Raw genomic sequence first — 22,982 nt, 5'->3', positions numbered from 1 at the left:
AAGGGCCGGTTACTCCGGCCCTTTTTTTATGCCGCTGACGTGCCCGGCTATCGGTTGACGCGCTGATGCCGCCCCCGGCTGAATCGCGCTGACGCGCCGTTATGCCGCCAGGTCATTGCGCCGCGCGGGGTTTGTCGCTACCTTAACGCCATTCTCTCTGTTACTACGGTTACGGGCGCCACGTTGAAATACTTCGTCTCCTTTCGCACCACGCTCAAGGTTTCCCGCTATCTGTTCCGCACGCTGGCGCTGATGCTGTGGATCCTGGGCGCCCTGCTGACCACCTTCTATATTCTGAATAAGTTTCATGAGAAAGAGTCCGATATCCGTCAGGACTTTAACCTGAACTTCGATCAGGCCCAGGCGGTCATCCGCCACGCGAACGCCACCATGCGCGATATTCGCTATATCGCCGAGAATCGGCTGGCCTGGTCGGGCAGCGACAGCAGCATTCAGCCCTACAGCGGCAGGGCGCTGGACATCAGCGGCGAGCTACCGCCGCTGCTGCCGATCTTTCCCGAGTCCGACTGCCGGCGCATCAGCGAGGGCTATCGCACCTCTCTGCGGGCGCTCAGCGGGTTTATCCGCTACTGGAAGGAGAACTTTGTCGCCGCCTACGATCTCAACCGGATCTTCGTCATCGGCGGCAGCAGTCAATGTCTGGCGGATTTCAGTATCCGCAACGTGCCCCTGGACGGCGGCAATACCCTGCGCCTGCTGCAGCAGCGGGTCATGCGTTTTCAGGGCAGCAACGACAAGGATCAGTCGCTGTTCTGGGTGATCCCGGGCGCGCAGAGCGACGCCGGCTCGCTGTACATTGCCTCGCCGATATACAGCGGCAACCAGCTGGAGGCGGTGCTGGGCACCGAGCAGACGCTGCGTCTGGAGGAGCTGACCAATCCGTCGATGCTGCCGATCGGGGTCACGCTGCTCAGCGACAGCGGCGATACGCTGCTGAGCTATGCCGAAAACGGCGGGCCGCTGCCGATCCTGAGCGGCCTGCCGGACGATGAGAACTACTTTGGCTATAACAGCAGCTACGATACGCTGCTGCTGAAGAAAAAGCTGCAGCCGAGCGGTCTGTCCATCGTCTACTCGCTGCCGTCGCGAGTGCTGCTGGAGCGTTTTAACCTGCTGTTGATCAACGCCATCGTGCTGAACCTGATCAGCGGGATCGTGCTGTTCGTCCTGACCTGGCTGTTTGAGCGCAAGATGTTCCGGCCGGCGGAGAATAACGCGCTGCGGCTGGAGGAGCATGAGCAGTTTAACCGCAAGATCGTGGCGTCGGCGCCGGTGGGCATTTCGATCCTACGCGCGCGCGACGGCAGCAACATCCTCAGCAACGAACTGGCCCACAACTATATCAGTCAGTTTACGCCCGAGGATCGCCAGCGCATCACCCGGATTATCTGCGAAGAGCCGGTCAGCGTACTGGATGTGATCACCGTGCAGAACCAGAATCTGCAGATCAGCTTTGTTCGCTCGCGCTACCGCAATGAGGACGTGGCGATTTGCGCCATGGTCGACGTCAGCGCCAGGGTGAAGATGGAGGAGTCGCTGCAGGAGATGGCCGCCGCCGCCGAGCAGGCCAGCCAGTCTAAGTCGATGTTTCTGGCGACCGTCAGCCATGAGCTGCGCACCCCGCTGTACGGCATTATCGGCAACCTGGATCTGCTGCGCACCAAGACGCTGCCGGAGGAGGTACAGCGTCTGCTGGGGGCGATGAGCAACTCTTCGGGACTGCTGCTGAAGATCATCAACGATATTCTCGACTTCTCCAAGATAGAGTCGGAGCAGCTGAAGATCGAGCCCGGCCGCTTCGTCCCGCGCGAGGTGATCCCGCATATCATCGGCAACTACCTCCCGCTGGTGGTTCGCAAGCGTCTGACGCTGTACTGCTTTATTGAGCCGGATGTGCCGGAGGCCCTCTCCGGCGACATCATGCGTATTCAGCAGGTGCTCTCGAATCTGCTGAGCAACGCCATCAAGTTTACCGATACCGGCTGCATCATTCTGCAGGCGCGGGTGAATGACTTCTATCTGGAGTTCCGGGTGCGCGACACGGGGCTCGGGATCCCGCCGCGCGACGTGCTGCGCCTGTTCGATCCCTTCTTCCAGGTGGGCAGCGGCGTTCAGCGCCATTTTCACGGTACCGGACTGGGGCTGGCCATCTGCGAGAAGCTGGTTAGCCTGATGGACGGCGATATCGCGGTGGAGTCGTCGCCGGGGCTGGGCAGCATCTTTACCATTCGCCTGCCGATGTATCAGGCCAAGGCGGCGCAGCCGCTGCAGCCGGCGCTGCAGCAGCGCACCCTGTGGCTGGATATCCATAACGCCCGTCTGGAGCGCTATCTGCAGACGCTGCTGAGCGCCGCCGGTGCGCGGGTGTGTCTCTGCCCGCCGCTGACGCCGTCGACGGCGCAGGATGTGCTGATCTGCGATCATCCGCCGCAGACGGGGCAGGCGTTCGCCGCCCAGGTGCGGCTGTGCGCCGACTACCTCGGCCACGCCCGTCGCCACGCCTCGGGGGAATGGCTGCTCAATACCGCTGCGCCGCTGGAGCTGCTGCAGGTGCTGAACCGCATTTTCGCGCCGGAGAGCGTCGTGGAGTGCAGCCCGGACAGCGCCAGCGCGGCGCCGGCGGATCGCCAGCAGGACTTCAGCGATATTGCGGTCCTGATCGTAGACGATCATCCGATCAACCGACGTCTGCTGGCCGATCAGCTGATCTCGCTGGGCTTTAGCCAGGTCGCGGTGGCCTGCGATGGGGTCGACGCCCTGGGGGCACTGCAGCAGCAGGCGGCGGACATCGTGCTGACGGACGTGAATATGCCCAATATGGATGGCTATCAGCTGACCGAGCGACTGCGTCAGCAGGGGCGCACCCTGCCGATCGTGGGGGTGACGGCTAACGCGCTGGCCGAGGAGCGCCAGCGCTGCATTGAGGTGGGAATGGACAGCTGCCTGTCTAAGCCGGTGATGCGGGAAGACCTGCTGGCCTCCCTCAGCGGCTATGCGCTGCAGATCCGCCGGCGCCGGGAGAACGAGGCATAAAAAACCCCGCCGATGCGGGGCGGGGTGCGGGGGTTATGCCTTGTCGTCATTCGGCATGATGTTGACCGATGACAGATAGTTTAGCAGGGCGATATCGTTGTCGACCCCCAGCTTCAGCATCGCTGATTTCTTCTGGCTGCTGATGGTCTTGATGCTGCGGTTGAGCTTTTTGGCGATCTCGGTGACCAGAAATCCCTCGGCAAACAGGCGCAAAACCTCGCTCTCTTTCGGCGAGAGGCGCTTGTCGCCGTAGCCGCTGGCATTGATTTTCTCCAGCAGCTTGGAGACGCTCTCCGGGGTGAACTTTTTGCCTTTCTGCAGGGCGGCCAGCGCCTTGGGCAGATCGGTGGGCGCCCCCTGTTTCAGCACGATCCCCTCGATATCCAGATCCAGAACGGCGCTGAGGATCGCCGGGTTGTTGTTCATGGTCAGGACGATGATGGACAGCTCGGGAAAGTGGCGCTTGATGTATTTGATCAGCGTAATGCCGTCGCCGTACTTGTCACCGGGCATGGAGAGATCGGTGATCAGCACGTTGACGTCCAGTTTGGGCAGGCTATTGATCAGCGCTGTGGAATCTTCAAATTCTCCGACCACGTTAACCCATTCGATCTGTTCTAGCGACTTGCGGATGCCGAACAGGACAATGGGGTGGTCATCAGCAATGATTACATTCAGGTTATTCATATTGTTGGTTACCTAGTTGCAGCAGTCGGCTGACAAAAGCGTCAATGTGACTGATCAGGACTCTAACGTGTGCCGCATCGTTGCGTTTAATGGCCTCTTCCAACTGTTCGCACAGCCCTTTGCCGGCGGGAAACGCCAGCATGGCAAAGACCCCCTTGAGGCGATGTGCGGTGAGGGCCAGCGATGGCCAATCCTGTTGATCCGACTCAGTATACAGTTTTTGAACATCTGCGGGTACTGTGTCCAAAAATAGAGAATAATAATCCTTTGATTTAAAAGGATTGTTATCAATATCGAGAGACGTATTTTCAGCATATTCGCACCGCGCTGGCGATTCTGTCGCCGCCATTTGCCGTTCGATCAGCAGCAGGATGGCATCGATCAGCGCATCGGTCAGGTTAAAATTGGCCCGGATCCGCTGCGGCGCGTACTCCTCAAAGCCGTCGATATCCGCCGCCAGCAGCAGGGTATCGGCCTGGGCCTGCGCCGGATCGTCGGTCAGCGTCAGATCGCTGTGGCTCTCTGCGCCGTCGCTCTCCGCATCGGCGGTCAGCAGGGTCGCACCAAAGCCCTCTAGGCGCTGGGCAACCCGGGAGCGGATCTCCTCGGAGGTAATCCGCAGACGGATGGTGATGCCGTCCAGCAGCCTTTCATCGCCCTGTTCGGCCAGGGGTAGCGCCTGCATCTGGCAGCTAAAGCGGTAGTGGGTGCCAATGTCATGCTTGCTGTCGATGGTTAGCTCGCCGCCCAGGCGCCGACACAGCTGGGCGCACAGATAGTAGGTCAGGCTGGAGCCGCGCGCGAAGCGATCGCGCTGGGCCGGCGCCAGCGCCGGATAGCGCAGGTTGTGGCGCTCGGCGCTGGAGACGCCTGCGCCGGTGTCGCTGAGGGTGATGTGCAGCAGGCCGGGGCGCTGGGCATCGGGAGTGATGGTGAGGCCGATCTTGCCGTAGGCGGTGGTGATGATGGCGTAGTGCAGCAGCATCTCCAGCACCCGCTCAAGGGTGGCGATATCGCCGGTGAACTGCTGGGCGGGATCGGTTTCGACCCGTCCTAGCAGCATCAGCCCCTTGCGCCGCATGGCCGGCAGGCTGCGCAGCAGCAGGGCGTCGATGCGCTCGTGCAGGCGGAAGGTTTCCTGCGGCGGCGCCCAGTCTTGGCTTTCGACGGCGGTCAGCAGGGTGATCTCATCGATCAGGCGCTGGGCGTGCTGGCTCTCCAGCCACAGATCGTTCAGCGGCGACTGGGCGTCGGCGTCGCGGCGCAGGCTCTCGCAGATCTGCATTATCCGCGTCAGCGGATCGCGCAGCTCTCGGCCCAGGTTGTCGGTCATGGTCTTGCGCGCCGTCAGGTTCTTTTCATACTCCGCCTGCGTCAGCTTGAGCTTTTGGCCCATCAGCATTTCGCTATCCAGATTGCGGATCAGGAACAGCGCGGAGTAGGGCGTCTGCTGGCTGCGCACCATCTGCACTTCGTACATGGCGTTATTGACGCTGACCTGCACCTTCCCCTGGTGGCGATCGGCCATGGCGGCGATTTTGTTCAGGCTCAGGTGGGGCAGCAGATGGTCGGCCAGCTTGTTGCTGGCGACCAGGGTGTCGCTGTCAAAGCGGTAAATCAGCAGCCCCATCGGCAGGTGGGTAATGATCTCCTGGTTCATCTCCTGCTGGGCGTTCAGCTGGGCCGCCATGCGTTTGCCCGGGCGGACATATTGATGACGGATGACGTAGAAGCCGATGGCGGAGAGGATCAGCAGCGCTAGGTTAATCAGCAGCACCCAGAAGTTATTGCGCGCCAGATCCAGCGTGAGGGTCATGGTTGGGATATGAAACTGGATTTTCAGCGGCGTGTTGTAGATAGGCGCATTGACGGTGACCCACGGCCAGCCCAGCTGGGTAAAGGCGCGCGGCAGCTCGTCGTGACCGCCCCAGTCGCTGATGCTGTCCTGATCCTCCAGCAGCTGGAAGCGCGTCGCCGGCAGATTGTCCGGCAGAATATCGCCCACCGGCAGATCGAAGGCGATGACGGTGGCCAGGTGGCCCGGGTTATTAAAGGTGGTGCGCAGGGTAAAGTAGTAGGCGTTGAGAAAACGGAACTTGCGCAGCCCGGAGAAGCCTTCGCGCAGGTCGAGGGCGTTGGACTGCTGCAGCATTTCGGCCTTGCGGGTCTCCACCAGGTTGCCCAGGTAGCCGTCTTTATAGCGCGCCGAGAGATCCTTCATCGGCATGGTCGAAATCAGGATCAGGCTGTTGTCCTGGCCGTTGAGGTAGTAGAGCGAGTAGGCGTCGGTGCTGGCGCTCCACAGGACGTCCAGATAGCGCGACAGGCTTTGGGCCAGATCGGTGGTGGCGTTGTCGTGCAGGCCGAAGATCAGCGCATCGGTCTTATGGCGGGCCTTGTCCAGCAGATAGATGTCCGGGCGCAGGCGCAGCTCGCGCGGCGTCGGCGCGGCGTTCGCGGTGCTTTCCGCCGGAATGTTTTCATAAATCTGGTAGGTAATGAAGCGGTAGGTCTCCACCCGCTGCTGTATCTGCCTGGCCACCGAGGCCAGCATATTCTGCTTGGCGCCGATATAGGCGTTCACATAGTTATAGCCATACAGCAGGTTGCCCAGCAGCAGCAGCAGCAGGAACAGCAGATAGCTGCGGGTAATGCCGGAAAGGGACATGGTGTGTGAAGTCGGCTCCATAGCGCGCGGGCGATCCTGTCAGTCAAGAAAAACGCTGTGCGCAGTATAGCAAGGGGGACGGACGCTGGCATCTGCCCCGCGCCGGCCCCGCGCATTCAGGCTATTTTACGCCGGAACATGGCATAGGCGGCACCGCCGGTGGTGACGGTGATCACCAGCAGCGGCCACAGGCTGTGCCAGATCACGCTAAAGCCGACGTTTTTGAGGTACAGCTGCTTGGTGATGTCGGTAAAGTGGCGGATCGGGTTAATCCAGGTCACGTGCTGCAGCCAGAGCGGCATGTTCTCCACCGGGGAGACGTAGCCGGACAGCAGGATGGCCGGCATCATGAAGACGAAGACGCCGATAAACGCCTGCTGCTGGGTTGCGCACAGCGAGGAGATAAATAGCCCAAAGCCCACCAGCGACAGCCCATACACCAGCAGGGTGAAGTAAAACAGCCACAGGGAGCCGGCAAAGGGGATTTGATAGCCAAAGATCCCGATCAGCAGCACCAGGGTTGCCTGGAAGGTGGCGACGATCATCGCCGGCACCGCTTTGCCGATGAAGATTTGTCCGGTGTTCAGCGGCGAGACCAGCAGCTGCTCCAGGGTTCCCTGCTCCCGCTCGCGCGCCACCGACAGCGAGGTGACGATCATCACGCCGATGGTGGCGATCAGGGCGATCAGCGAGGGCACGACGAACCACTTGTAGTCCAGGTTGGGGTTATACCAGTTGCGGACGATCAGCGCGCTGTTGACCAAGGGGGGCTGGCCGCGCGCGCGCATTAGCTCCTGCTGGTAGTCGCTGACGATCTGCTGTACGTAGTTGGCGGCGATCTGGGCGCTGTTGGAGCTGCGGCCGTCGAGGATCAGCTGCAGCGCGCTCGGTTTTCCGCTCAGCAGATCGCGGCTGAAGTTGGCCGGAAAGCGCACCAGCAGCAGCGCGCGCTGGTCGTTGATGGTCGGCGCGATCGCCTGCGGGCTGTGCAGCAGGATCACCTGTGAGAAGGCGCTGGCCTTGGCCAGCCGCTGGGTCAACTCGACGGAGAGTGGGCCGCTGTCTTCGCTGTATACCGCGATGGTGGCGTTGGTGACGTTGAGGGTCGCGGCAAAGGGAAACAGCAGCACCTGCATCAGCACCGGCACCACCAGAATGGTTCGGGTCTGCGGGTCGCGCAGCAGGGACTGCAGCTCTTTGACTATCAGGGTCAGCAGACGGTGCAGCATGCTCTTCTCCTCCTCAGTCCAGCCGCCGCCGGGTTTTCAGGGCGGTTAGACCGATGAAAACCAGCGCTGATGCCAGCATAAAGGCCAGGTTAACCATCAGTACGCTGGTGATATTGCCCGCCAAAAACAGGGACTGCAGCGTACTGACGAAGTAGCGTGCCGGAATGACGTAGGTCACCGCGCGCACGATGGCCGGCATGCTGTCGATTTCAAACACGAAGCCGGAGAGCATCACCGCCGGTAGGAAGGCCGCGTTAAGGGCGATCATCGCCGCGTTGAACTGGTTGCGCGTGACGGTGGAGATCAGCAGTCCCATCCCCAGGGTGCTGGCCATAAATAGGCTGGTCATGGCGAACAGGATCGGCAGCGAGCCGCGAAACGGCACGCCCATGATGAAGACCGCCACCACCATGCACAGCCCCATCGCCAGCATGCCCAGCACATAATAGGGCAGCAGCTTGGAGAGCAGCAGCTCCGTGCGGGTGACCTGAGTGGAGAGCAGGGCCTCCATGGTGCCGCGCTCCCATTCGCGGGCGATCACCAGCGACGTGAGGATCGCGCCGATCACGGTCATGATAATGGTGATCGCGCCGGGAATGATAAAGTGCTGGCTGATGGCGGCGGGGTTAAACCAGTAGCGCATCTGTATGTCGATGGGCGGCTGATAAGGCTGACCGTGCATCTGGGCGTGCTGCTGCAGCCAGATCTGCCAGACCCCTTCGGTGTAGCCGCGGACGAAGTTGGCGGTGTTGGGCTCGCTGCCGTCGGTGATCACCTGGATCGGTGCCACATCCTGAGTGCGCAGCAGGCGCGCGGCGAAGTCGACCGGGATCACTACCATGCCGCGGATTTGCCCGGCCTGCAGCATGGCGGTCAGCTGCCGCCGATCGTCGCTGACGGTGGCGTCGATATAGGGGGAGCCGGTAAAGGTATCGGCCAGATCGCGTGCCTGCGGGGTCTGCTGCTCCAGCAGAATGCCGACGCGCAGGCGGCTGGAGTCCAGGTTGATGCCGTAGCCAAAGATAAACAGCAGCAGCAGCGGGATCACCACCGCGATCAGCAGGCTGCTGGGGTCGCGCACGATCTGGGCGCTCTCTTTCCGGCACAGGGCGCGCAGACGGCGCCAGGAGAAGTGGGTTGCGCTGTCAGCCATGGGCATGCTCCCGGTCGTAGGCCTGCACCAGCTCGATGAAGGCCTGCTCCATGGTCGGATTGGGGTTATCGTCGCTGGCGATGCGAGCCTTGAGGTCGTCCGGCGATCCGCTGGCGATGATCTGTCCGTGGTAGACCAGCGCGATGCGGTCGCAGTACTCCGCCTCGTCCATAAAATGGGTGGTGACCATCACGGTCACCCCTTTATCCACCATGCCGTTGATGTGCAGCCAGAATTCGCGCCGGGTCAGCGGATCGACGCCGGAGGTGGGCTCATCCAGAAACAGGATATCCGGCTCATGCATCAGGGCGCAGGAGAGCGCCAGGCGCTGTTTGAAGCCCAGCGGCAGCGCATCCGGCGTTTGGTTCAGGATCGGCGTGAAGTTGAACGCCCGGGTCATGTCGGCGATTTTGGCGCGCTGGCGCTTACCGCGCAGGCCGTAGACCCCGGAGAAGAAGGTCAGGTTCTGGGCGACGGTTAGATTACCGTACAGTGAAAATTTTTTGGGCCATATAGCCCAGGTGCTGGCGCGCTCGTCCGGAGTCCGTCTTCAGATCCATGTCGAGCACCAGCGCGTGGCCGCTGGTGGGCACCAGCAGACCGCACATCATCTTGAAGGTGGTGGACTTGCCCGCGCCGTTGGGGCCAAGCAGGCCGAAGATCTCACCGCGCTTGACCTGAAAGTCGACGTGGTCGGTGGCGGCGAAGCTGCCGAACTTCTTGGTCAGCGCCTGCGCCTCGATCACCGTCTGCGCGGGGTCGGCGTCGACCTGCGGCATGATGTCGGCCAGCGCCGAGGCCTGGTGCGGCCCGCCGCCCAGCAGATCGATAAAGGCGTCTTCAAAGCGTGGCTCGGCCTCCTGCAGCTCGGCCTGGGCGAGGCCGAGCGCCGCGGGGATCTGCCGGTGGTCGCAGCCCGCCCGCAGGATCAGGCGCAGGTATTGCCCCTGGATCACGCCGTCGCTGACCATCGGCAGGGTGATGGCCCGCTGCAGCAGACGGCGGTGGGAGACGCCGGGCGCGCGCAGCAGGAGCGTACGCCCGGCCATGCGCTGGGTCAGCTGCTGCGGGGCGCCGCTGTACAGCAGGCGCCCTTCGTTGAGCAGCAGCACCTCCCGGCACTGTTCGGCTTCGTCCAGATAGGAGGTGCTCCACAGGATCAGCATCCCGTCGTCGGCCAGGGTGTGTACCATACGCCATAGCTCTCGGCGCGAGATGGGATCGACCCCGACGCCCGGCTCGTCCAGCAGCAGCACCTGCGGCGATCCTATCAGGGTACAGGCCAGCCCCAGCTTCTGCTTCATGCCGCCGGAGAGCTTGCCGGCCAGGCGATCGGTGAAGGGCGCCAGCGAGGTAAACGCCAGCAGCCGCGCAAAGGTACGCTGACGCTCGGCGCCGATGACGCCGCGCAGCGAGGCGTACAGGTTCAGGTTCTCCATCACCGTTAAATCTTCATACAGGCCAAACTTCTGCGGCATATAGCCCAGGATGGCGTGCAGCTGGCGATCCTGACGGAGGGGATCGAGACCGACGACGCTGACGTGCCCGGCGCTGGGCTTCAGCAGTCCGGCCAAGATGCGCATCAGCGTGGTTTTGCCGGCGCCGTCCGGCCCGACCAGCCCCATGACGGCGCCGCTGGCGATGCGGATCGTCAGGCTGGCCACCGCCGGGCGATCCAGCCCGTCAAAGCGTTTCTCCAGCCCCTCCAGCGTAATATAGCGGCTCTCCATGATCGGCTCCGCTAGCGCTGCGCCGGGGCAAAGCGCAGGGTGACCGGCATCCCCTGGCGCAGCGCATCGTCGGCGTCGTTGACGATCACGCGCAGGCGATAGACCAGCGCGGTGCGCAGCTCCGGGGTTTCCACGGTTTTTGGCGTAAACTCGGCGGTCGGGGAGACGAACCCGATGGTGCCATGGTAGGGCTGGCGGCGGCCGTCGATATACAGGTCGATTTGGGTACCGGGAATGGCCTGGTTCAGGTGGGTCTCGTCGACATAGGCGCGCACCCAGACCGGGCGGGTCAGGGCAACGCTGAATACCGTGTTTCCGGCGGCCAGCATGGTGCCTGGTTCGACGGCGCGGGTCATTACCGTACCGGCGGAGGGCGCGAACAGCGCGGTGTCGTGCAGGTTCAGCTCGGCCTGCGCCTGAGCGGCCTGGGCCTGCTGCAGCTGAGCCTGGGCCTGTTCTATCTGCTGCGGGCGGTTACCGGCCTGGTACTGCGCCAGCTTATCGCGTGCCTGCTGCAGCTGGGCGCGCGCCTGGTTGCGGTTGGTGCGCGCACTGTCCAGTTCGTTGGCCGATACGGCGCGGCTGGCCCACAGCCCCTGCTGACGATCGAGGAAGCTCTGGGCATAGCGGTAGTTGGCGTCGGCCTGGGCGACGGCCGCCTGGGCCTGGGCTATCTCTTCGCTACGGTAGCCGGCCTGCAGCAGCGCGAGGTTGGCCTGCGCGGCGGCGGCGTTGGCGCGTGCCTCGTTCAGGGCGTTGACATAGGGGGCGTCATCCAGTCGACCCAGCAGCATCCCCGGTTTCACCGCGGCACCCTCATCGACGCTCAGGGATGCCAGACGGCCGCTGACGCGGAACCCGAGATCGACGGTGCGGATATCGACGTTGCCGTACAGCGTCAGCGGCTGATCCTGTTGGCTACGGTAGTAGTAATATCCCGCGGCGGCCAGGGCAACCAGTACGACGCCGATGACCACGCCTGTGATGCGCCTTTTATTCATGATGTTTTCCTCACGTTCCCGACGGCGCCGCGTTGACGCAGCCCGTTCATCAGCAGCTCGGTGTGCAGCTGCACGACCTCATGGATCGCCTGCGCCTGGGCCGGGCCTATCTGGGGCCAGCCGGTGCGGTTCAGTATGGTTTCACGCGCCATGCGAAAGGCCAGCACCTGGCCGAGCAGCGCATGGGTGTGCAGCGCCGCCGTTGGCTGCGTCGCGTCTAGCCCGGTATAGCCGGCCACCAGACGGGTCATCAGGGTGTGCAGCGGCGAAATAAACTGATCGTGCAGAATGGGCGAGGCGGCGCTGGGCAGCATCTGCTCCCGAGAGATAATCTGGCTCAGGTGCAGGGTCTGCGGCTGGGTCATCAGGTGACACAGGTGAGCGATGGCGCGCTGGATCAGCGCCAGGTAGGCCTGCGGCGTTGCGTCGGACCGACTCAGAAAGCGCTCACACTCCGTGCGCAGGGGGTGAAAGCTGGCGTTAAGGGTATCGGCAATCCACTGGGCGACGGCCAGATAGAGCCCCTGCTTGGAGTGAAAGTAGTAGGTGATGGCGGCGATGTTCTGCCCAGCGGCCAGCGCGATGTCGCGGGTGGTAGCGCCCTCCAGTCCCCGCTGTGCAAACAGGGTCAGCCCGGCATCGATCAGGGCCTGGCGCGCCTGTTCGCCGCGGGGCGTTGCGCTGGCCAGCGCCGCGTTGGCGCGGGGCGTTTTCATCGCGACCTCGTTAAAAGTCAATCATATGATTGATTAACTTTAGGCGCTTTTTTCGCCGCTGTAAAGCGGATGACGGGAGCGCAATGGGGAGCAGACAGCGCGGGCGTATGCTGTTACACTGTACGCCAATTATGTACCTGCAGTTTGTGCCTGTCCTCGTGGTAATTCTTGCTTTGCCTCGTCTGATACGCCTGTCCGGAAACTGCATCCCTGTAGCACAGGGAGCGGGCGGGTCTGGAGTTTTTCATGTCTTTTGATTCCCTTGGCCTGTGTGCCGAACTGTTACGCGCTGTGGAAGAGCAGGGCTATCGTGATCCGACCCCGATCCAGCAGCAGGCCATTCCCCTGGTGCTGCAGCGTCGCGATCTGATGGCCAGTGCCCAGACCGGCACCGGTAAGACCGCCGGCTTTACGCTGCCGCTGCTGCAGCTGCTGCACCAGAATCCCAAAAATGGTAAGGGACGCCGCCCGGTGCGGGCGCTGATCCTGACGCCGACCCGCGAGCTGGCGGCGCAGATCGGTGAAAACGTACGCGAGTACAGCCGTCATCTGCCGCTGCGGTCGCTGGTGGTGTTCGGCGGCGTGAGCATTAACCCGCAGATGATGAAGCTGCGCGGCGGCGTGGATGTGCTGGTGGCGACGCCGGGGCGTCTGCTGGATCTGGCCCATCAGAATGCGGTGGATCTGTCTCAGGTCGAGATCCTGGTGCTGGATGAAGCCGATCGGATGCTGGATATGGGCTTTATTCACGACATTCGCCGCGTGCTGGCTCGCCTGCCGGCCAAGCGGCAGAACCTGCTGTTTTCCGCCACCTTCTCCGATGAGATCAAGGCGCTGGCGGCGTCGCTGCTGCATAACCCGGCCGAGGTGGAAGTGGCGCGCCGCAATACCGCGTCAGAGCTGGTGACGCAGCACGTGCATCTGGTGGATAAGAAGCGTAAGCGCGAGCTGCTCTCTTTCCTGATCGGCACCCGGGACTGGCGTCAGGTGCTGGTTTTCACCCGTACCAAGTACGGCGCTAACCACCTGGCGGAGCAGCTGAATAAAGACGGCATCAGCGCGGCGGCGATCCACGGCAATAAAAGCCAGGGCGCACGTACCCGCGCGCTGGCGGACTTTAAGAGCGGTGATATTCGGGTGCTGGTGGCGACGGATATCGCCGCGCGCGGCCTGGATATCGATCAGCTGCCCTACGTGGTGAACTATGAGCTGCCCAACGTGCCGGAGGACTACGTGCACCGTATCGGCCGCACCGGGCGGGCCCAGGCGACCGGTGAGGCGCTGTCGCTGGTCTGCGTGGATGAGCATAAGCTGCTGCGCGATATCGAACGCCTGCTGAAGCGCCCGATTCCGCGCATGGCCATTGAGGGCTATGAGCCGGATCCGACCATTAAGGCTGAGCCGATTCAGAATGGCCGCCAGGGTGGGCGTCAGAACAGCGGTCGTACGGAGCGTCCGGGGCAGGGGCGTCGCGCGGAGGGACCGCGTAACGCGGCGCCGCGTCAGGGGCAGAATCGCCGCCCGCGCCGTCCGGCCGAGCAGGGTAAAGGGCGTACCGAAGGGCGCTAAGCCATTCGGTGTGTCAGAATAACCCGTCGCGGAGACAGTGGTGAGACTGTGTCTGCGACGGGCCGATCGCCGCCGCCGTTCAGGCGGCGCGATCCAGCGGTTTTCCCGCCGTCACCTCTTTCTTCCATACGCCCGGCGTCACGTCAAAGCGCCGCTTGAAAGAGCGGGTAAAAGAGCGTTGGGAGTCAAAGCCCATCGACAGGGCGATGTCGAGAATCGAACCCTGGCAGACTTTTAGCCGACGGGCCGATTCATCCAGCTTTTTATTGCGGATATACTCCCCCAGCCGAACGCCGGTGTGCGCTTTGAACATGCGCTGCAGGTGCCATTTGGAGTAACCGGCGCGTGCCGCCACGTCGTCAAGGGATGAGATAGCGGCAACGTTGCTGTCGATCCAGGTGCGCAGTGCGCTGATAAAATCGGTATTGTACATGGCAATCACCTTACTTTTTTGTGCGATGGTCGGTGACACGGCGCGGGCGGGCATCGCCTGGGGACATGAATGCGTTGACGTGTCATCACGGTTACGATCGCAGTGACGCTATGGTATACGGCGTCGTTTATCTATTATTTTAACGATCGTTAATTTAATGGTAATTCCGTCGCCAAAGCGGCGTCAACACTTTTTATTAACGCTTATTAATAAATTTGTTAACTCTATGTTTGTTAACAAAAAGATATTGATGTCCGCGCAGGGCGTCCGCGTCCCTTTTTCCGCCTGCACTCCCGGTGCGCCGCGGTTTGCATATTCAGGGGCGGAGGGCTACCTTTAGCGTGAGATCCAGTCAGTGAGGTGTAGAAAAGGGAATGGCAACTGAACATACATCCTGTAAGCGCGCCGGGCGCGGCCGTCCAAAGGTGTTTGACAGGGAAGTGGCGCTGCGTAAGGCGCTAGAGTTGTTTTGGCGTCAGGGCTATGAAGCCACCTCCCTTGCGGATCTGGTGGAGGCCACCGGTGCCAAGGCGCCGACGCTGTACGCCGAGTTTGAGAACAAAGAGGGGCTGTTTCGTGCCGTGGTGGAATACTACACCGCCTGTAACGAGGACAAGTACGACCGTCTGCTGTTTAACGTGACGCTGCCGCTGGCCGAGACGATTCACAACTACCTGAGCGTGACGGCAAACTGCTTTACCAGCGGCGATACGCCCAGCGGCTGCTTTATCATCTGCGCCTCGATGGTGCAGACCCGCTGTTCGGATAAGGTCAGCCAGGTGCTGAAGAGCCGTCAGCCGGTACAGGAGGCGATGCTGGCCCGTTTTCTCCAGCTGCGTCAGGCGCAGGGAGAGCTGCCGGCGCACAGCGACGCACAGGGGCTGGCGCGCTACCTGTGCTGCGTGATCCAGGGGATGTCGGTGCGGGCTCGCGAAGGCGCTGACTGCGCCGATCTGCAGGCGATCGTGGCCGCGACCATGGCGGTATGGCCCGCGCTGTGCGACGCCTGTCGGCGGCCGGAGCCCGCCGGCGGACACGCTTTGTAATACTCTCTCCCTTGCCATCGCCCGGCAAAACGGGTTAGCTAACCCCGGGTGATGGCGTGCCACCCCTATTCCAACCGCCGTAATCTGATTACGGATGATGACGCCTGATGACAACCGTTCCACGGGAACGGCGGCATCAGTGCTGCTTTTTTTTCTGCGCTTGTGCCTACTCCCCGTGGCTATTCGATCGTGACGGAGGAGAGATGATCTACGTTTTTGGCCATAAATACCCCGACAGTGACAGCATCTGCAGCGCGCTGGTGACCGCCCAGTGGCTGACGGCGCGCGGCCTGCCCGCGACGGCCTGGCGCCTGGGCGAGATAAACCATGAGACGGCCTATATTCTGCAGCAGGCCGGGTGTGATGCACCGGCGCCGCTGACGGAGCCGCTGGATGGCCGGGATGTTTGGCTGGTCGATTTCAGCGACGCCGAACAGGGGCCCGCGGGGCTGACGGCGTGCCGTCTGCTGGGGCTGATCGACCACCACCGGCTAGGCTCGTTGACCAGCGCCGACCCGATCGATGCCTGGATCCGCCGGGTGGGCAGTACGGCAACCCTGCTGTGGCAGATCATGACCCAGGAGTACGCCATGGTGCCGGATCGGCGCCAGTCCACGCTGCTGCTGGGCGCTATTCTGAGCGATACCGTCGGCCTGATTTCTGCTACCACGACCGAGGCGGATCGCCGCGCGGTCGCCGCGCTGATCCCGCTGAGCGACCTCGACGATAAGACCTTCCTGGATGGTCTGCTGGCGGCAAAGACCTGCCTGGATGGCTATACCCCCGAGGGGCTGCTGGAGAAAGATCTCAAGCGCTTCGTGGTTGGCGCCTATACCCTGGAGGTGGCGCAGCTCGAGGTCGCCTCGCCCACGCAACTTTCCGACCAGCTGGCACCGCTGCTGGCCTGCATGCGACAGCGCTGCCGCGAGCAGGCGCTGGACTACGTGATGCTGGCGGTCAGCGATATCCGTCGCCGTCATACCGACCTTTATCGCGTCGCTCGCGACGGTACGTCGCTTCCCGTACAGGCGCTGCCCGGCATGCTGAGCCGTAAGAAAGAGATCCTTCCTTGGATCGGCGCCCACCTGATGTGAAATGAGGTTTCCCAATGAAAATATATCACCATGTTCTGGTTTTGATTCATGGCCGCCACGACGGTGAGCGGCTGCTGCCGCATGCCTGTCAGGTTGCCCGGCAAAACGATGCCCAGTTGACGCTGGGGCATATCAGCGGCGATCTGGCCGCGCTGCGCGGCATGCTGGATGTCAATCTGACGCGGATGGAGCAGCAGAGCCTTAATGATGCCCGTCAGGTGCTGATGTCGCTGGTGCACCAGCAGGACTACCCGATCGATGCCGAGCAGATCGTTTCCATGGATGCGCTGGACGATCTGCGTGAGTTCGTTACCCGTCAGCAGGTCGACTTATTGATGCTGGGTCACCATAATCGCGCGCTGGCCAAGTTTGTTTCTACCTCGTTCGATTTTATCAATGGTCTTGAGACCGACGTTCTGGTTAAACACCTTTAAGGGCGGGAGGACAGCATGAGCTTTTTAATCGAGAGTCTCGTGGCTCGGGAGATCCTGGATTCGCGCGGAAACCCGACGGTAGAAGTGGATGTGATGGCGCAGGGCGGCGCATGGGCGCGCGCATCGGTGCCCTCCGGCGCCAGCACAGGATCGCGCGAGGCGGTAGAGCTGCGCGACGGCGATCCGGGACGCTTTGGCGGTCGCGGCGTGCTGCGGGCGATCGCGCACGTTAACGGCCCGATCCGCAGCGCCCTGCAGGGGATTGACGTGCGTGAGCAGGCGGCGCTGGACGCCCGCATGCTGGCGTTGGACGGCAGCGATAATAAATCGGCGCTGGGGGCCAACGCGATTTTGGGCGTCTCCCTGGCCTGCGCGCGCCTGGCGGCCCAGCTTACCCAGCAGCCGCTGTATCGCTATATCGGCGGTCTGGGAGCGACGCTGCTGCCGGTCCCCTGCATGAATATCATCAACGGCGGAGTACACGCGCGCTGGCAGGGGGCGGATTTTCAAGAGTATATGATCGCGCCCTGGGGCGCATCATCGCTGCGCGAAGCGGTGCGCTGGGGCAGCGAGGTTTACCAGGCGCTGCGTCAGGTTCTGCTGGATGCCGGTCTGAGCACCGGCGTCGGCGATGAGGGCGGATTTGCGCCGCGCGTCAGCTCGAACCGTGAGCCTCTGGCGCTGATCGTCCAGGCCATTGAACGTGCCGGCTATCGCCCGGGGGAGGATATTGTGATCTGCATGGATCCGGCGTCCAGCGAGTTCTATCAGGATGGGCGCTACCATCTACGCAGCGAGGGGCGTCAGCTCGACGCGCAGGAGATGACCGATTACTATGCCGCGCTGCTGGATGCGTTCCCCATCGTGCTGCTGGAGGATGGACTGGCGGAAAACGACTGGGAGGGGTGGCGTCACCTGAATGCGCGTCTGGGACAGCGGATTGAGCTGGTGGGTGACGATCTGTTTGTCACCAACGTACGCTATATCCAGCGTGGCATCGATGAGGCGGCGGCCAACGCGGCGTTGATTAAGCTGAACCAGATAGGCAGCCTGAGTGAGACCATCGCCGCGGTACAGCTGTGCCATAGCCATGGCTGGGGCACCTTTATCTCTCACCGCAGCGGTGAAACCGTGGATAGCTTTATCGCCGACATGACCGTCGGGCTGCGCGCGGGCCACCTGAAAACCGGCGCGCCGTGCCGCGGCGAACGGATTGAAAAATACAATCAGCTGATGCGCATTGAAGATGCGCTGGGGGCCGCGGCGCAGTTTGCCGGCAAACGCGCCTTTACCCACGCCTAATCACCTCTCTCTCTGCGGCGTGGCGTCCGTCACGCCGCCCGCGTCTTTTTCCCGCGCTTCCCAGCCCAGGGCGTCTTCCCACCGCGCTCGCCTCGCCGCGCGCAGATGAAAAGAGGTTGTCAATCTGCGGCTTGCTAACTATAGTTATCATGATAGAGTTTAACTAAATATATATAATAATTTCAATAGATTAAAAGTGTATCTAACGGTTACTCCACCATGAGGCTGCAGGGGATGAGGGATCTTTTCGGCGACAGGCGCCAGCGTTCCATGGCGGAATATAGCGATTCGATGCTGCCGCGGCGCGGCTTTACCCGGCTGCGGGCGCTGTATCTGCTGTCGCTTGGACTACTGCTGCTGCTGCTGGTCATGCTGCACCTGCTGTCTCTGCCGCACTATCCGGCACAGCGCTTTAATGGTTTTGCCTTTTCGCTGGAGCTGGTGGAGTACCTGACCGTCTTGCTGATGCTGGTCGCGGTGCAGTTTTCCGCGCTGGATCGCCGCTCCTATTGGGTGTTGAACGGCGGTCTGACCCTGTGGATACTGAGCGGGGTGCTGGATCTGCTGGATGAGATAGTCCAGCAGCCGGTGTGGCTCGGTAATCTGGAGGACGTACTGCGCGCTATCGGCATGGTGATGTGCGCCTGGGGCGGCATCTGTACCCTGCGTTACCTTGCTCGGGTGCGGGGGCGGCTACGCTACCTGGCGCTGTTTGACGACCTGACCGGGCTCCCCAACCGGCGCCATTTTTACTCCAGCCTGATGTCGCAGCCGCTGCCGCGTCACTTCTCTCTGTTTATCATCGATCTTGACCACTTTAAACAGATTAACGATGAGTTTGGCCATGCCGTCGGCGACCGGGTGCTGTGTCAGTTTGGCCGCCTGCTGCACAGTGAGTTTGTCGGCTCGGCCTTTCCGGCCCGCATCGGCGGCGAGGAGTTTGCCGTGATCCTGGAGAGCGAGGATCGGGCGTGGCTAGAGGCGCGTGCGGCGCGCTTGCTGCAGCAGGCTAGCATGGTGCGGATTACCGAGCAGCGCGGGCTGACCGTAAGCATCGGCGTGGGGATCTATGCGGCCGGTGAAACGCTGGCGCACTTTGTGGCGCGGGTGGACGGCGCGCTGTATCAGGCTAAAGGGGCCGGGCGTAATCACTATCGCTGGAGCCCGCCGCCGCCGTGAGGCCGCGGCGTCGTTCGCGGGCCGAGCTGGACGATGGAGATATGGCCAGGATCGCGGAAACGCGGCGGGTGCCGCTGTAGATGGACGTGCGCCCGCAAAGATGCAGACGTAAAAAAACCAACCGCAGAGGTTGGTTTTTTTAGGGAATTTTGGTCGGCACGAGAGGATTTGAACCTCCGACCCCTGACACCCCATGACAGTGCGCTACCAGGCTGCGCTACGTGCCGAACTGGTTGTGTATACTACCTTTTTTTCTGACATTTGCAAGCCGTGATCGCACCGTTTGCCGTTGTTTTAGGCAATCGGCCGCCTTTTGTCGTGGTATTGCGCGATGGCGCGATATTTTCCCTGCGCCGCGCCCGGTTTGGTGCTCATCGATAGCGCGGATCGCACTCGGCGTGGCTCGACACACGGCTAGTTGGCAATAAAGCGCTTCACGTCGGTCAACACCTGTAGCAGCAGGGGTAGCTGCAGCCGTTCGCCCGTCAGCTCACGGTTGTCGCGATCGTAGGCGCGGTAGGTGCCGTTACGGTTGAGCACGATGGTTTGCTGCGGGGTAACGATAACCAGATCGCCGCCGTTGCCCAGCGTCAGCCAATCGTGACGGCGCACGGCGGCAAACAGATCCTCGCCCTGGGTGTAGTTGGCGGCCCGGCTGTCGACGTGCAGCAGACGCTGCATCAGGGTCGCCATGATATCTTCATGATTGGTCATCTTGGCGATGGACTGCGGCGAGGTGCCCGGCCAGTGGATGATCAGCGGCACCTGCAGTCGGGCGCGGCTGTAGTCGCCGCCGGCGCGATCCTCGCCGTCCAGCGCTACGCCGTGGCTGCCGGTGATCACCACCACGGTGTTCTTCAGCGCCTGGCGTGCGCGGAGGGCGTCGAGCATTGCCGCAATCTGACCATCCAGCTGCTGGGCCGCGCGCTGATAGCGGCTGGCCGACAGCGTTCCGCCGTCGTCCGCGGCGGCGGCGCCGTTCAGATTGACGTAGGCAAACCACGGATGGGTGGAGGTCTGGGTATCCAGCCAGGTTTCCCACTGCCGCACCGTAGCGGCATCGCTCTGTTTCTGCGGCGCGGGCAGGGTAAAGTCGCTGAACAGCGCCTGGCGATACAGCGGCGCCTTGAAGCCGTCCGATGAGAACAGGCCAAACTGATAGTGCTGGTGCGCCAGCGCGCCGATCAGCGCCGACGACTTACGCCCGGCCAGAATACTGTCCAGGTAGCTGGGCGAGATGCCGTAAAACAGGCCAAACAGCCCGCTGTCGACGGCGTTGCCGGTGCTGTAATGGTGGGTAAAGCGCAGGTTCTGGGCGCCGAAGGCAGCCAGCGCCGGCATGGTCTGCGGCAGCGCATCGGCCCGCAGGCCGTCGGCGACCACCACCAGCAGGTTGAGCCCGGCGCCTTTATCGCTGTAGCTCAGCTCGCCCAGCGGGTACTCGATGGCCAGCGCCTCTGGATTACCGGTGCGGATCAGCCGTTCCTGATAGGCCTGCGCGTTTAACAGCCCGTGTTTTTCCAGGAAGCGTCGCGCCGTCATCGGATAAGAGAGCGGCAGATTGGCGCGCTGCATGGTGATGGGGCGGTAGAAGTTGGCATCCGCCCAGATGTAGATCAGGTGCGAGGCCAGGAATGAGACGATAAACACCAGCGCCAGCGGCTTGCCAAAGGTTTGCCGGTTGAGGCTACGCAGCTTTTGCCAGCTCCAGGTGCCGAACAGCATCTCGATCAGAAACAGCACCGGCACACAGATAAACATCAGCTGCCAGTCGCGGGAAAGCTCCCCCTGCGCGGGGTTGACGACCAGCTCCCAGACCAGCGGGTTAAGGTGCAGGTGGAAGCGGGTGAAGACCTCGGAGTCGATCAGCAGCAGGGTCAGCCCGGCGGTGGCCAGCGCCGCGGAAAGGAAGCGCAGCAGACGCTGCGACATCACAATAAAGGTTAACGGAAACAGCGTCAGCAGATAGGCGGCAAACCCCAGAAAGCTGAAGTGGCCGAGCCAGCTGACGATGGCATAGATACGCCCGGCCAGGGTCGCTGGCCAGTCGGCAATAAACAGATAACGGCTGCCCAGCAGCAGCGCCAGCAGAATATTGAACAGGGCGAACCAGTGCCCCCAGCTGATCATCTGGGAGACTTTTTCACGATAGCGCTGACGGTTCGTTACCATAAATTCTGTCTGTTTCCGTCGAATCTCTGTACCCGAAGGGTCAGTGGGCTTTATCTTCCCGAATGGAAGCCTGCAGCGCATCGGCAAAGGAGCGAGCGATCATGCTGCGCTGCGCCGGTGCGACGCTGGTGTTAATCAGGTTAGTTACCATATTGCCCAGCACCATCAGGGAGAGATCGGTGGGCGCATGCTGCGATTCTAATACGTTAACCAGTTCAGAGAGCAATTGTTCAACGCGCTGATCGCTGTAACGGGATGATTGTGGCATAAAAAGTGACCGTCGATGACTTACAAAGTCAACCATATTACCCGATAGGCGCGTGATTTTCTGCTCTTTTATGCACGGGGAGGCGCAGCGGCGGACAAAGGCGCTTGCGGGTGCCCGACAACGGTGCTTGAATACGCGCCTGTATCAGGCTGAGGACAACAGGAGCAAACAATGAGTCTGGATCTGGAGAACATCGCACTGCATCAATTGGTTAAACGCGATGAGCAGCAGTTGGATGTGGTGCTGCGCGACTCGTTGCTGGAAAAGAGTGCCGCCGTCGATGAGATGATGGCGGAGCTACACCGGGTCTACAGCGCCAAAAGCAAGGCGTATGGCACCTTTAACCCGGAGAGCGAGCTGGCGCAGGCGCTGACTCACTACCGCAAGGGAGAGGATAGCTTCCTGGAGTTTAGCCGTGCGGCGACCGGTCGCCTGCGCGACGAGCTGGCCAAATATCCGTTTGCAGAGGGCGGGATCGTGCTGTTCTGCCAGTATCGCTATCTGGCGGTAGATTATCTGCTGGTCGCGGTGCTCAATAACTGCAGCAGCATGCGGGTGAACGAACGACTGGATCTGAGCACCACCCATTACCTGGACATTATGCATGCCGACATCGTCGCGCGTATCGATATGACCGAATGGGAGACCAACCCGCAGTCCCAGCGCTACCTCTCGTACCTGAAAGGGCGGGTTGGGCGCAAGGTAGCCGATTTCTTTATGGATTTTTTAGGCGCCCAGGCGGGGCTGGATACGAAGGTGCAGAACCGCGGCCTGCTGCAGGCGGTGAGCGATTACTGTAGCGAAGGCCAGCTGGATAAAAACGAGCGCCAGGCCTGCCGTCAGCAGGTGTATGATTACTGTAACGAACAGCTGCAGGCGGGGGAGGATATCGCGCTGGAGGCGCTGTCGCGGGAGATCCCCAGCGTTGGGGAGATGGACTTTCAGCAGTTCACCGCCGAGCGCGACTACGCGCTGGAGGAGAGCTTCCCCGCGGATCGCAGTACGCTGCGTCAGCTGACCAAGTTTGCCGGCAGCGGCGGGGGACTGACGATTAACTTTGATGCCCTGCTGCTGGGGGAGCGTGTCTTTTGGGATGCGCAGACCGATACCCTGACGATCAAGGGGACTCCGCCTAACCTGCGCGATCAGCTGCAGCGTAACGGCGGCGCGCGTTAGCGGCGAAGGGCGCGAGCAACGCGCCTTTTTCCCGCGAGAAGCATAAAAAAGCCGCAGAGCGGCGTTTTTTT

17 protein-coding genes, 1 tRNA gene, 1 pseudogene and 1 riboswitch are annotated in these 22,982 nt (G+C 62.0%); of the genes and pseudogenes, 8 read left to right on the top strand and 11 right to left on the bottom strand.

The window, feature by feature from the left end:
• Positions 1–183 precede the first annotated feature (183 nt).
• On the top strand, positions 184–3,054 hold the full coding sequence (gene rcsC / locus BRD58_RS12080; protein WP_073383129.1) for a two-component system sensor histidine kinase RcsC: 2,871 nt from the start codon (positions 184–186) through the stop codon (positions 3,052–3,054).
• 33 nt (positions 3,055–3,087) lie between these two features.
• On the opposite strand, the gene rcsB is transcribed toward rcsC, so the two are convergent.
• The 7 genes and pseudogenes from rcsB to cecR all read right to left on the bottom strand — a co-directional run bounded on the left by rcsB (position 3,088) and on the right by cecR (position 12,238).
• Complete coding sequence (gene rcsB / locus BRD58_RS12075; RefSeq protein WP_012849164.1) at positions 3,088–3,741, bottom strand: response regulator transcription factor RcsB; 654 nt, start codon at positions 3,739–3,741, stop codon at positions 3,088–3,090.
• On the bottom strand, positions 3,734–6,430 hold the full coding sequence (gene rcsD, locus BRD58_RS12070; protein WP_034167909.1) for a phosphotransferase RcsD: 2,697 nt from the start codon (positions 6,428–6,430) through the stop codon (positions 3,734–3,736). Before rcsD ends, rcsB begins: the two co-directional genes overlap by 8 nt.
• Before the next feature lie 95 nt (positions 6,431–6,525).
• Positions 6,526–7,638 (bottom strand): ABC transporter permease, encoded by a 1,113-nt coding sequence (locus tag BRD58_RS12065; RefSeq protein WP_012849162.1) that lies wholly within the window; start codon positions 7,636–7,638, stop codon positions 6,526–6,528.
• Positions 7,639–7,651: 13 nt separating this feature from the next.
• On the bottom strand, positions 7,652–8,791 hold the full coding sequence (locus BRD58_RS12060) for an ABC transporter permease (RefSeq protein ID WP_012849161.1): 1,140 nt from the start codon (positions 8,789–8,791) through the stop codon (positions 7,652–7,654).
• Positions 8,784–10,521: pseudogene (locus BRD58_RS12055) on the bottom strand (ATP-binding cassette domain-containing protein). Before BRD58_RS12055 ends, BRD58_RS12060 begins: the two are co-directional and overlap by 8 nt.
• Before the next feature lie 11 nt (positions 10,522–10,532).
• Entirely contained in the window at positions 10,533–11,522 is a 990-nt protein-coding gene (gene hlyD / locus BRD58_RS12050) for a secretion protein HlyD (protein WP_012849159.1), read from the bottom strand.
• Positions 11,519–12,238 (bottom strand): transcriptional regulator CecR, encoded by a 720-nt coding sequence (gene cecR / locus BRD58_RS12045; RefSeq protein WP_073383126.1) that lies wholly within the window; start codon positions 12,236–12,238, stop codon positions 11,519–11,521. The genes hlyD and cecR overlap by 4 nt, the downstream gene beginning before the upstream one ends.
• A 246-nt stretch (positions 12,239–12,484) precedes the next feature.
• Between cecR and rhlE the strand changes: the two genes are divergently transcribed.
• The gene (gene rhlE / locus BRD58_RS12040; RefSeq protein ID WP_012849157.1) at positions 12,485–13,807 is read left to right on the top strand and encodes an ATP-dependent RNA helicase RhlE; all 1,323 of its coding nucleotides are present in this window, start codon (positions 12,485–12,487) and stop codon (positions 13,805–13,807) included.
• A gap of 79 nt (positions 13,808–13,886) precedes the next feature.
• On the opposite strand, the gene BRD58_RS12035 is transcribed toward rhlE, so the two are convergent.
• Positions 13,887–14,240, bottom strand: coding sequence for a helix-turn-helix domain-containing protein (locus BRD58_RS12035; RefSeq protein ID WP_015461890.1), 354 nt, complete (start codon positions 14,238–14,240; stop codon positions 13,887–13,889).
• A 374-nt stretch (positions 14,241–14,614) separates the two neighbouring features.
• On the opposite strand from BRD58_RS12035, the gene corR reads away from it, so the two are divergent.
• The 5 genes from corR (at position 14,615) to BRD58_RS12010 (ending at position 19,295) form a co-directional block, all read left to right on the top strand.
• Positions 14,615–15,286 (top strand): copper stress response transcriptional regulator CorR, encoded by a 672-nt coding sequence (gene corR, locus BRD58_RS12030; protein ID WP_012849154.1) that lies wholly within the window; start codon positions 14,615–14,617, stop codon positions 15,284–15,286.
• A gap of 38 nt (positions 15,287–15,324) precedes the next feature.
• Positions 15,325–15,400: riboswitch (Fluoride riboswitch) on the top strand.
• An 89-nt stretch (positions 15,401–15,489) separates the two neighbouring features.
• Complete coding sequence (locus BRD58_RS12025; RefSeq protein ID WP_012849153.1) at positions 15,490–16,380, top strand: DHH family phosphoesterase; 891 nt, start codon at positions 15,490–15,492, stop codon at positions 16,378–16,380.
• Positions 16,381–16,394: 14 nt separating this feature from the next.
• Positions 16,395–16,814 carry a universal stress protein gene (locus tag BRD58_RS12020; RefSeq protein ID WP_012849152.1) on the top strand — a complete coding sequence of 140 codons (420 nt, stop codon included), beginning with the start codon at positions 16,395–16,397 and terminating at the stop codon, positions 16,812–16,814.
• 15 nt (positions 16,815–16,829) lie between these two features.
• A complete protein-coding gene (eno, locus tag BRD58_RS12015; RefSeq protein ID WP_069578905.1) occupies positions 16,830–18,116 on the top strand; it encodes a phosphopyruvate hydratase in 1,287 nt (428 codons plus the stop codon).
• 270 nt (positions 18,117–18,386) lie between these two features.
• Positions 18,387–19,295, top strand: a complete 909-nt coding sequence (locus BRD58_RS12010; RefSeq protein ID WP_069578903.1) for a GGDEF domain-containing protein — start codon at positions 18,387–18,389, stop codon at positions 19,293–19,295.
• A gap of 150 nt (positions 19,296–19,445) precedes the next feature.
• Here the strand turns inward: BRD58_RS12010 and BRD58_RS12005 are convergent.
• The 3 genes from BRD58_RS12005 to BRD58_RS11995 form a co-directional block, all read right to left on the bottom strand.
• Positions 19,446–19,522 (bottom strand) — tRNA-Pro (locus tag BRD58_RS12005).
• 187 nt (positions 19,523–19,709) lie between these two features.
• Positions 19,710–21,467, bottom strand: a complete 1,758-nt coding sequence (gene yejM, locus BRD58_RS12000; RefSeq protein WP_012849149.1) for an LPS biosynthesis-modulating metalloenzyme YejM — start codon at positions 21,465–21,467, stop codon at positions 19,710–19,712.
• Positions 21,468–21,507: 40 nt separating this feature from the next.
• Positions 21,508–21,735, bottom strand: a complete 228-nt coding sequence (locus tag BRD58_RS11995) for a YejL family protein (protein WP_012849148.1) — start codon at positions 21,733–21,735, stop codon at positions 21,508–21,510.
• Between the two features lie 171 nt (positions 21,736–21,906).
• Here BRD58_RS11995 and yejK point away from each other — a divergent pair, with 171 nt between their 5' ends.
• Positions 21,907–22,911: a nucleoid-associated protein YejK gene (gene yejK / locus BRD58_RS11990; RefSeq protein WP_012849147.1), complete on the top strand. Its 1,005-nt coding sequence runs from the start codon at positions 21,907–21,909 to the stop codon at positions 22,909–22,911.
• Positions 22,912–22,982 lie beyond the last annotated feature (71 nt).

This window comes from Edwardsiella piscicida, from assembly GCF_001896205.1.
In the GTDB taxonomy this organism is placed as follows: domain Bacteria; phylum Pseudomonadota; class Gammaproteobacteria; order Enterobacterales; family Enterobacteriaceae; genus Edwardsiella; species Edwardsiella piscicida.
The sequence above is the reverse complement of the archived record's forward strand: the minus strand, read 5'-3'. Positions and strand labels throughout refer to the sequence as shown.